Below are 4,577 nucleotides of genomic sequence, written 5' to 3' on the forward strand. Positions count from 1 at the left end.
ATATGAGCTGTGGCGTGTTTTAGCACGAACCTCTCCAAATAAAAACTGGCTTTGGAAAATCCGAGGATTTTCCAAGTAAGCACAGACCGAGCCATAGCTTATATACTGTGTTGTAAGCAGTGGTTTGTTCCGCATTTTCAATTTTCTTTTTCAGGTTTAATGAACAGTGAAAATACTAATCCAAGTCCAACAATTATGTCAACTATATTCCAAATTTGTCTGCCCAATGCAATTTTTGTAAAAGGCTGAAAAAGTAAAGCCAATGCACCAAAAACAATCATTTCTATTTGACTTCCTCTTTGATTTGCGTCATATGCAAGAATTGCAAAACCAATAAGACTTGCAAACCTTACAAATTGATAATAACCATAAGGCAAATCCGCAAGAACAAAAAAACAAGTAAAAGGGCTAAAATTATTTTTATTGCTTTTATCATAGCATATTTAATGATTAAAATTTGGTCTATCTGCGATTATTTCCACCTCCAAGAATTCCCAAGCCCATAAAAATAAAACTAATCCACCACCAAATACTGTAAGCAGTTGTGGAATTTGGTGCTTTACAATATACGTCATCAGCAAACCAGCTTACGACCCAATTTGGAATTACAAATATTCCGTGCCAAATTCCTGAATACCAAGAATAGGTTTTTTCTGGATTGATATAAGCTATTTTTGTTGCCAATAAGCAGAAAGTTAAGAATATTCCAAGGTAGAAAACAATCGAACCAATTGTCATTAATAGGCTCAAATTTTCTTCTTTTTCTTCAAACATTTCTATTCCTGCTCCAACTGATAACGAAACAGCAAATCCAATTGTCAAACAAGTGAGTAAAATTGCAAAAAATACTCCAAAATTATCCTCGTAGGCATCAGTCATTGTCCAATAGTAAATAATTTTTGAAATACACAAAAGAACGCTTATTGTCAGAATAGAATAAAAAGCAAAATTTTTACTTGGTGATATTTTTGCAGATAACCAAGTAATTCCTCCTGGCAATAATTGGAATAGTCCAACAGCCAAACCACCAAAAAATATCAATAAGATAATTATCCAAAATTTACTTAAACTCATTAAACCAAATAATGATATTGGAATTAATGAATAAACTAAAAAAATAATCAAGTAGATTATGGGAATGAAAATGATGTATCTTATTGCTTTCATATTTGAGTTTGGTTAGTTATCAGTTTTTTCACTTTTGTAAGAGTAGGTTATTCTCGTCTATCATTTTCAATTGTTCGGAATTTTTGTTCCCATTGCTTACAACGTTGATGTGTATGAGCCGTTGCGTGTTAAAGCACGAGCCATTAAAAGTACAAAACGCCGCTGGAAAATTCCCAAGAATTTTCCAGATAAGCACAGACCCAGCAATGGCTTATACACGGTGTTGTGCGTAGGCTTTTTTTCGATTGTAATTTTGTTTTCAATCTTTTACCATTATTTTTTTATCGAAATAAATATATCTTTCTTTACTTTTCCATTTGTCATTATTAAGTAATTCTTTTTCTACTAATATCCCTCTTAATGTTTTTTCTCCTGACGTGTCAAATTCGTATCCAAACATTAGCATATGGTTGAGAGGCATTTCTTTAAAATGATTATTTATGGAATCATATTTTAAACTATAAACAGTATCTGTTTTGATTTGATTTAAGTTAGAAAAATCATCTTTAAATTTCTCGTGTTTTAACGGTAGAACTAAAGATAAATCGGAACTATCAGATAACATCCAACCACTCAAGTATAATCTTAATATAATCCCTTCATTAACTTTTATAGTGTCCTTAAGCTTTTCTAATTTGTAGTGATATCCACCAACTGTATCTCCTTTAGAATTTTTTAACCAAGTTTGATTTAAATATTCTTCTCCGTTGATATTCATATATTCATAAATATGAGTTGTATCATTTTTCATGAATGTCCATATACCATTCTTAATCGTATCGCCATTATTTCCTATATCATAATTTTTTTCTGTTTCTGGCTATTTCGGAGTGATGGTGCCACCTGTTTCGGTCAAACCGTGCCACTTTGAAAGATCTTGCAATTATATAAAAAATTATTGTTATTCGTTCTTTAAAGCTCCCTTTCTTAAGGATTCCCCTTTGAGGTCGATCCTGTGGGATGAGTTTACGATCCTGTCCAGGATTGCATCAGCTATGGTTCCTTCTCCAATGATGTCATACCAGGCGGAGACTGGTATTTGAGATAAGATGATGGTGGAGGATCGGTTGTAACGGTCATCGATTATATCCATAAGTGATTCTCTTGCATGGTTGTCAAAACCTTGCAGACCAAAGTCATCCAGGATAAGCAGATCTGCCTTTAGGAGCTTTGCCAGTTCTTTTAGATAGGTTCCATCGGCCTTGCTGAGCTTCAGTCTTTTTAATAAACGGGCCGTGTTGGCATAGATGGTGCGATATTCCATCATGCACGCCTGGTGCCCCAGGGCCTGGGCCAGATAACTTTTTCCAACTCCGGAGGCACCGGTCATAATAATATTCTCTTTTCGTTTCATAAAATCCAGACAGCCCAGACGCAGGAACATGTTCCTGTCCAGATTGCGCTGTTGGGCGTAGTCCACTTCCGCCAGATCGGCCTGTCCACGGAAGGATGCCTGCTTGAGGAGCCTTTGGATCTTTCGATCCTTATGGTCCTCCCACTGATGGTCCGTGAGCAATGCCAAGTATTCATCGGCCGTAAGATCCGGTGTGCGATTTTCCTTGATATGCAGCAGGTGTAAGTCTGCCATGGCACCTAGGCGCATTTGTTTTAGTTTTTCAACGGTTTGATTGTTGTTCATAATTATAGAGTTTATTGGTTACATATTTATTGATAGGCCGAAGCTCCCCGGAGATTCTCATGTACGGGGATATGAGGTTTGTCTTGTTCTAGATCTTGGTAGAACAGGGAAGACCGGTCCAGGTTGTTTTTCAGGATATTCTTGATGCGCTGGTATGCGACCGCATCTGCCTGTATGGCCCTTTTGCATGCGCTGTCCAAGCGTTGTGAGCCAAAGGCTCTGTGCAACTGGATAAGTCCCATGGCACGCTTGTAACCGATCTCGGGGTAATCTCCCGAGGCAATGATGGTATCAATACAGGCCACTACATTTTCCCCGTGCAGGGCAGCTTTCTTTTTAAAAAATTCAGGGCTCCAGTCCACATAATATTTGTGGGTACTGCTCAGGTGGTCACGATTTGTGTTGTAGTTTCCCTTACTGGGATTACGCTGGTGCAGGGCTATCCGCTGATGGTTGTAATACACTTCCACAGTCGTGGCGGTATAATGGATCTGGGTCTGCTTGCCGATGTAGCGGTAGGGTACGCTATAATAACTTTTATCTGGCGAGAAGTACACATATCCCATCTTCTGCACCTTTGCACGGCAATAGTCCTTGAGCTGGTAGGGACTTAGTGGAAGTGATTTTAAATGGCCTTTTTCTATGGACTGGAAGAGCTCCAGACGGCTGGCCTGTTTCCTTTTGAACAGTAGATTGTTATAGGCTGTCAACAGCTTGCGGATCTCTTTGTTGAGCTCGCTTAGGGAGAAGAAGGTCATATTGCGCAAGGGATAATAGATGCGCTGATAGGCAAGATGGACAGCATTCTCTACAAGGGCCTTGTCCTGCGGGGAGTATCCACGGGTCGGGTTGATCACACAGTTGTAGTGCCTGGCAAAGTCCTTAAAACTGCGGTTGATATCCGCCTCATAACGACTGGCACGGGTTACGGCCGACTTTAGATTATCGGAGACGATGGCCTTGGGCACCCCGCCATAAAACTCCAGGGCATGGCCACAGCATGTGATAAGATCGGCTCTCTTTTGGCTATGGCAGGCTTCCACATAGGTGTACTGGCTGTTGGGCAGGATGGCCACAAAGACCTCCACCGCAATGAGCTCCCCGGTGGCCCGGTCCACGATCTGCAGCTTCTTGCCCGCATAGTCCACATACATCTCATTGCCCGGATCGTGCTCCAGTTTCATTGATCCCCTGACCTTTGAGTATTTACGGTTGTAATGCTCCATGAACTGGGTATAACTATAGGGTTCTTTGGCATGTTGCACATATTCCTGGTAGTGGAACAGAAAGGTAAAACCGGGATGGTTCCGGGCTTTGTTGATCCCGTCAAAATACAGCATTAGCTCACCGTAACGGGGATTGGCTATCGTGGTACTGGAAGGAAAGAGTGCCTCCAGGGCAGCATTGTCGCGGGCCAACAGTTCCTCAGGGGAACGGTCACTGGCCTTGAACAGCTGCATATAATTGTTTACCGTGTTGCGGGATATCCCCAGGGTAGCGCCTATTTTACGGTTGCTGAACCCATCTAGGTGCAGGGAAATGATTTGTTTTAAGTCCATTGGATCAAGTGTGTTGGCCATATCGCACGTTTTTTGGCGACAAGGTAATTATTACTTGATCTTTCAAAGCGCTGCGGTGAGCGAGGTCGAACTGTGGCACAAATCGAACCGATATAGACTTTTACCACACAGGCAAAAGTGGCACAGTTTGAACCGAAATGCCTGGCACTATGAAACCGAAATCACTGGCACAAATCGAACCGAAGTATCCA

Annotated in this window: 5 protein-coding genes; all 5 read right to left on the reverse strand. The window is 40.8% G+C overall.

The features are described 5' to 3' along the window. Positions 1-137 precede the first annotated feature (137 nt). The 5 genes from A9996_RS19005 to istA all read right to left on the reverse strand — a co-directional run bounded on the left by A9996_RS19005 (position 138) and on the right by istA (position 4,386). A complete protein-coding gene (locus A9996_RS19005; RefSeq protein WP_066439059.1) occupies positions 138-377 on the reverse strand; it encodes a DUF6804 family protein in 240 nt (79 codons plus the stop codon). A gap of 85 nt (positions 378-462) precedes the next feature. Then, complete coding sequence (locus A9996_RS19010; protein ID WP_146608994.1) at positions 463-1,167, reverse strand: hypothetical protein; 705 nt, start codon at positions 1,165-1,167, stop codon at positions 463-465. A gap of 259 nt (positions 1,168-1,426) precedes the next feature. Further along, the gene (locus tag A9996_RS19015) at positions 1,427-1,918 is read right to left on the reverse strand and encodes a hypothetical protein (RefSeq protein WP_066439064.1); all 492 of its coding nucleotides are present in this window, start codon (positions 1,916-1,918) and stop codon (positions 1,427-1,429) included. Between the two features lie 150 nt (positions 1,919-2,068). Next, on the reverse strand, positions 2,069-2,806 hold the full coding sequence (gene istB, locus A9996_RS19020) for an IS21-like element helper ATPase IstB (protein WP_066431887.1): 738 nt from the start codon (positions 2,804-2,806) through the stop codon (positions 2,069-2,071). A 26-nt stretch (positions 2,807-2,832) separates the two neighbouring features. Further along, positions 2,833-4,386: an IS21 family transposase gene (gene istA, locus A9996_RS19025; protein WP_066431889.1), complete on the reverse strand. Its 1,554-nt coding sequence runs from the start codon at positions 4,384-4,386 to the stop codon at positions 2,833-2,835. Positions 4,387-4,577 lie beyond the last annotated feature (191 nt).

It is taken from the genome of Gelidibacter algens, from assembly GCF_001678675.1.
GTDB classification, from domain to species: Bacteria; Bacteroidota; Bacteroidia; order Flavobacteriales; family Flavobacteriaceae; genus Gelidibacter; species Gelidibacter algens.